Consider the following 5,099-nt stretch of genomic DNA (forward strand, 5'->3'; position numbering starts at 1 on the left):
GGGCTGCGCGGCGGGCGGGCCAGTCGTCGGGCGAGGGTCCGGGGGGCAGTGCGGGGAGCGTCTCGGCGAGCCATTCCCGCAGCCGCGCCCGGAACTCCTCGTCCTCGGGCGTGTACGAGAGGTCCATCAGCGGTCCGTCACGTGTCGAGGTCCAGGTCCAGCATGCGGATGGCGTTGCCGCGCATCAGCTTGTACACGGTCTCGTCGTCGAGGCCCTTCACGTGGTCGAGGGCGACCTCCTTGGTGTGCGGGAAGGTCGAGTCGACGTGCGGGTAGTCGGTCTCGAACGTGGCGTTGTCGCGGCCGACCACGTCCAGCGAGGCGATCCCGTGCTTGTCGCGGAAGAAGCAGCAGAAGATCTGCCGGTAGTAGTAGGTGGAGGGCGGTTCGGGGATCAGGCCGCGCACCCCGCCCCAGGCCCGGTGCTCCCGCCACACGTCGTCGGCCCGCTCCAGCGCGTACGGGATCCAGCCCATCTGGCCCTCGCTGTAGGCCAGTTTGAGGCGCGGGAACCGCACGAGCACGCCGGAGAACAGGAAGTCCATCATCGACGCCATGGCGTTGTTGAAGCTCAGGGACGCCTGGACGGCGGGCGGCGCGTCGGGGGAGGCGGCGGGCATCTGGCTGCTGCTGCCGATGTGCATGTTGACGACCGTGCCGGTCTCCTGGCAGACGGCGAAGAACGGGTCCCAGTAGCCGGAGTGGATGGACGGCAGTCCCAGGTGGGTGGGGATCTCGGAGAAGGTGACGGCCCTGACGCCGCGGGCGGCGTTGCGGCGGATCTCGGCGACCGCGAGGGMGATGTCCCACAGGGGGACGATGCACAGCGGGATGAGCCGGCCGCCGCTGTCGCCGCACCACTCCTCGACCATGAAGTCGTTGTACGCGCGCACGCAGGCGAGCGCGACCTCCTTGTCCTGCGCCTCGGCGAAGGTCTGCCCGCAGAACCGCGGGAAGGTCGGGAAGCACAGGCTGCCCTCGACGTGGTTGGCGTCCATGTCCCGCAGCCGCTCGGCCGGGTCCCAGCAGCCGGGCCGCATCTCCTCGCGGGTGATGCCCTCCAGCGTCATCTCGTCGCGGTCGAAGCCGACGGCGGCGATGTTGCGCTTGTACGGGAACTGCAGGTCCTCGTAGATCCACCAGTCGGCCGGCGGCCCGTCCGGGTCCATGGTGATCCGGTACTTCCCGGCCACGTACGCGAGCTCGCCGATGCCGGCCGTCAGCGGCCGGGGGCCGCGGTCCCGGTACTTCGCCGGCAGCCAGGTCTCGAAGAGGTGCGCGGGCTCGATCACGTGGTCGTCGACGCTGATGATCCGGGGCAGTTCGGTCATGGGTCCAGCCCTCCCGGCGATGGCGGTGACGCGTATCTGATGGACCGTCAGAAGCCAGGCTAGCCCCGCACCCCTGGACCGACAAGGCGCGGCGTCCTAGGCTCCCCCACCAATCTGACTGTCCGTCAGGTCAAGGCGTCCGCCGCCCGCGAGCCGTGAGGAGTACGGACATGCCCGACGACACCGCACACGCGCTGGGCGCCTCCCGCACGTTCTGGGAGCTGGTCGAGCGCCGCGCCGCCCTCACCCCGGACCGCCCGGTCCTCCTCCAGGGCGACCGCGTCCTCACCTTCGGGGAGCTGCGCTCGGGCGCCGAGCAGGCCGCGGCGGGCCTGCACGCCATGGGCGTACGGCCCAAGGCCGTGGTCGCCTGGCAGCTGCCCACCCGCATCGAGACCGTGCTCCTCGCGATGGCCCTGGCCCGGCTCGGCGCCGTCCAGTCCCCGGTGATCCCCTTCCACCGCGACCGCGAGGTCGCCTTCGCGCTGCGCGCCTCGCGGGCGGAGTTCTTCGCCGTGCCGGGCACCTGGCGCGGCTTCGACCACACCGCCCTGGCCGGGCGCGTCGGCGCCCGCGGCACCTTCGAGGCGTACGGCGCGCTCCCCGCCGGGGACCCCTCGACGCTCCCCCCGCCGCCCGCGGACGGTACCGCCGTGCGCTGGATCTACTGGACCTCCGGCACGACCTCCGACCCCAAGGGCGTCCTGCACACGGACCGTTCGCTGATCGCCGGCGGCTCCTGCCTGGCGCACGCGCTGCACCTGTCACCGGACGACGTCGGCTCGATCGCCTTCCCCTTCGCGCACATCGGCGGCCCCGACTACCTGGTCATGCTGCTGCTGTACGGGTTCCCGGCCGTCCTCTTCGAGCAGTTCGCGCTGCCGGACGCGCTGGCGGAGTACCGCCGGCACGGTGTGACGGTGGCGGGCGGCTCCACGGCCTTCTACTCGATGTTCCTGACCGAGCAGCGCAAGCAGCCGGGCACGAAACTGATCCCGACCCTGCGCCTGCTGGCGGGCGGCGGCGCGCCCAAGCCCCCGGAGCTGCACCACGCGGTCGTCCGCGAGATGGGGGTCCGCCTCACCCACGGGTACGGCATGACCGAGGTCCCGATGATCACCATGGGCTCGCCGGACGACACGGAGGAGAACCTCGCGACGACCGAGGGCAGGCCGCCCGAGGGCATGGAGATCCGCATCGCGGACGGGGAGGTGCGCCTGCGCGGGGAGGCCGTCTGCGCGGGCTACCTGGACCCGGCGCACACCGCGGAGGCCTTCGACGCCGACGGCTTCCTGATCACGGGGGACCTGGGGCACCTCACCCCCACCGGCCACCTCGTCCTGACCGGCCGCCTGAAGGACGTCATCATCCGCAAGGGCGAGAACGTCTCCGCCCAGGAGGTGGAGGAGCTGCTGCACCGCCACCCCGCCGTCGCCGACGCCGCGGTGATCGGCCTGCCCGACGCGGAGCGCGGGGAGCGCGTGTGCGCGGTGGTCGAACAGCCCCCCGGGGCCCCGCCGCTCACCCTCGGCGACGTCTCTGCCCATCTGCGCGCGGAAGGGCTGGCCGTCCACAAGCTGCCGGAGCAGCTGGAGGTGGTGGACGCCCTCCCGCGCAACGAGACCCTGCGCAAGGTGCTCAAGTACCGGCTCAGGGAGCGCTACTCGGGCACCGTGAAGTAGCGGGCGAAGGCGCTCACGATGTCCGGTTCGGTCACGACGCCGTCGGCGTCCGCGTCGAGCGCCCCGGCCGCGGTGGCCGCCGTCTCCCCGGGCACGCCGAGGGCCTTGAGGATGCGCGCGGTCTCGTCGAGGGTCACGGAGCCGTCCCCGTCGCCGTCCGCGACGGCGAGCGCCGCGTCCAGGAAGGGGCGGGCGATCTCGGCGAACCGCTCGGGGTTGTCCCGCAGCCGCTTCACGGCCCCGTTCACGAACTCCTCGCGGGTGATGCGCTGGTCGCCGTCGCGGTCCGCTATCCCGGCCATGCCCTGCCAGAAGGCCTCCGCGCCGATGTACAGGGCCTGGCCCTTGTCGCACCGGGCCGTCGTGCCGAACTCGGCGAGCAGCGCCTTCGTCGCCGCGTTGAAGTCCTCGCGGTCGATGTAGCCGTTGCCGTCCTGGTCGAAGCCGGCGAACCGGGCGGCGATCTTCCGCTCGTACTCGGTACTGACCATGTCTGTCGGGCCGCCTTACCTCACGTAGGTGCGTCTGGCACGGAGCGTACGACGACCGGACCCCTCCGGGACGGGAAAACGACGCTTGTGCCAAGACAGGGGGAAATCCGCGACAACTGCGTCGCGGACCTACGGACGATCTTCCCCGTACGCGCCGGTCCTCACGCCGGCAGCGGCGCCGCCCCGTCGTCGACGGCGGCGTCGACGTCCGCGTAGACGTCGAAGAGCCTGCGCACGCCGAGGGCGCCGAGCACCTTGTTCACGTGCGCGCCTCCCCCGATCCCGGCCTCTCCGGGCCGGGAGCCCTCCGCCCCCTGCGCGGGCAGCACGATCCGCAGGCGCCCCTGGCAGGAGCGGATCAGGCGGCGCCCGGTGATGAGGACCCCGACCCCGCTGCTGTCGCAGAACAGGACGCCCGACAGGTCGAGCACGACGTCGCGCCGCCCGTCGGCGACCGCCTCGTGCATCCGCTGCCGCAGCACGGGCGACGTCACCAGATCCATCTCGCCCGCGACGCGCACGACGGCCCAGCCGCGCTGCTCGCCTTCGGTCACCCTGAGCGTCACGCGCCCGTCCCTCGCTCGACGACGTCGGACCCGGACGGCCCGGAGACCGGCCCGGGAAACGGAAGCCTGTCCTACGCTTCCTGGACCGTGGCTGCCCCACCCCACGTGCCACGAAACACGAAAAGCCGATTCGAAACACGCTCCCGGTGAGCAGCTCCGGTCACCGCCGTCCGGACCCGATCACACATGATCAGGACAAGTCAGGACAGGTCCGCACGCAGCGTCGAAGATCGCACACGGCAAGCGACCGGATCCCTCTACCACCCCCACCCCTCCCCGGGGCGCGCATTGCCATAAAGGGGCGTGCGCGATCGAGGGTGCCGACTACATTCAGGGGGAAGCCGGAAGGAAGAATCCGGTGGACACAGGGACGGGCGCACGGCACGGACAGGGGCTAGGGGGGCGCATGGCCAGGAGGGACGCGCCACCCCGCTGGGACCGCAAGATGCAGCAGCGGCTCGCGCGGGGGGGAGGCGGCCGCGCTCGGCGAGCTCTACGACCGTTTCGCTTCACTCGTGCACGGTCTCGCCCACCGCGTGCTCGGGGACGAGCAGGCGGCCGACCGCATCACCCGCGAGGTCTTCGCCCACGTCTGGGAGAACCCCGAGTCGTACGACCCCCGGCAGGGCCCCCTGCGCTCCTGGGTCGCCACGCTCACCCACCGCCTCGCCGTGCAGCGCCTGCGCACCACCGAGACCGCCGCGCTCGCCCACGACGGCACGGACGACACCGACGAGCTGGAGCGCAGGGTCCGCCGCGCCTCGGTGGCGGCCCGCGCCGACTACATCGTCACGTCGATGCCGGCCCCGCTGCGCGCCGCCCTGGAGCTCGCCTACTTCCAGCGCCGCGACTACCGCCAGACCGCCGCCGACCTGGGCGTCACCGAGGACGAGGCCCGCCGCCGCCTGCGCCTGGGTCTCCAGCTCCTGTCCACGGCCCACGACGCGGGCCCCGCCGGGACACCGCCCGACCACGGGGGTGACCGGTGAACGGCGCGAACCCCTCCGGCCCGTACGAGGAGGACGGGGA

The 5,099-nt window shown here is 72.4% G+C and carries 4 protein-coding genes and 2 pseudogenes; 2 read left to right on the forward strand and 4 right to left on the reverse strand.

The annotated features are described in order from the left end of the window. Together FGF04_RS01040 and FGF04_RS01045 are read right to left on the reverse strand one after the other, a co-directional pair. A pseudogene (locus tag FGF04_RS01040) lies at window positions 1–127 on the reverse strand (acyl-CoA dehydrogenase); the annotation flags it as partial. A 10-nt stretch (window positions 128–137) separates the two neighbouring features. Beyond that, window positions 138–1,331, reverse strand: coding sequence for an amidohydrolase family protein (locus tag FGF04_RS01045; RefSeq protein ID WP_149509251.1), 1,194 nt, complete (start codon window positions 1,329–1,331; stop codon window positions 138–140). A 170-nt stretch (window positions 1,332–1,501) separates the two neighbouring features. Between FGF04_RS01045 and FGF04_RS01050 the strand changes: the two genes are divergently transcribed. Next, entirely contained in the window at window positions 1,502–3,013 is a 1,512-nt protein-coding gene (locus FGF04_RS01050) for a class I adenylate-forming enzyme family protein (RefSeq protein WP_149509252.1), read from the forward strand. On the opposite strand, the gene FGF04_RS01055 is transcribed toward FGF04_RS01050, so the two are convergent. Further along, the gene (locus FGF04_RS01055) at window positions 2,992–3,504 is read right to left on the reverse strand and encodes an EF-hand domain-containing protein (protein WP_149509253.1); all 513 of its coding nucleotides are present in this window, start codon (window positions 3,502–3,504) and stop codon (window positions 2,992–2,994) included. The two genes, FGF04_RS01050 and FGF04_RS01055, sit on opposite strands and share 22 nt — an antisense overlap. A 161-nt stretch (window positions 3,505–3,665) precedes the next feature. After that, the gene (locus tag FGF04_RS01060; RefSeq protein WP_149509254.1) at window positions 3,666–4,070 is read right to left on the reverse strand and encodes an STAS domain-containing protein; all 405 of its coding nucleotides are present in this window, start codon (window positions 4,068–4,070) and stop codon (window positions 3,666–3,668) included. A 406-nt stretch (window positions 4,071–4,476) separates the two neighbouring features. Between FGF04_RS01060 and FGF04_RS01065 the strand changes: the two are divergent. Continuing rightward, window positions 4,477–5,059: pseudogene (locus FGF04_RS01065) on the forward strand (sigma-70 family RNA polymerase sigma factor). The last annotated feature ends 40 nt before the right edge of the window (window positions 5,060–5,099 follow it).

It is taken from the genome of Streptomyces apricus (genome assembly GCF_008369065.1).
Classification (GTDB): domain Bacteria; phylum Actinomycetota; class Actinomycetes; order Streptomycetales; family Streptomycetaceae; genus Streptomyces; species Streptomyces apricus.

What these genes read in the sequence shown, in the direction of transcription:
- FGF04_RS01050 (WP_149509252.1), top strand. Translation starts at nt 1,502, where the DNA reads ATGCCCGACGACACCGCACACGCGCTGGGCGCCTCCCGCACGTTCTGG.
- FGF04_RS01055 (WP_149509253.1), bottom strand. Translation starts at nt 3,504, where the DNA reads ATGGTCAGTACCGAGTACGAGCGGAAGATCGCCGCCCGGTTCGCCGGC.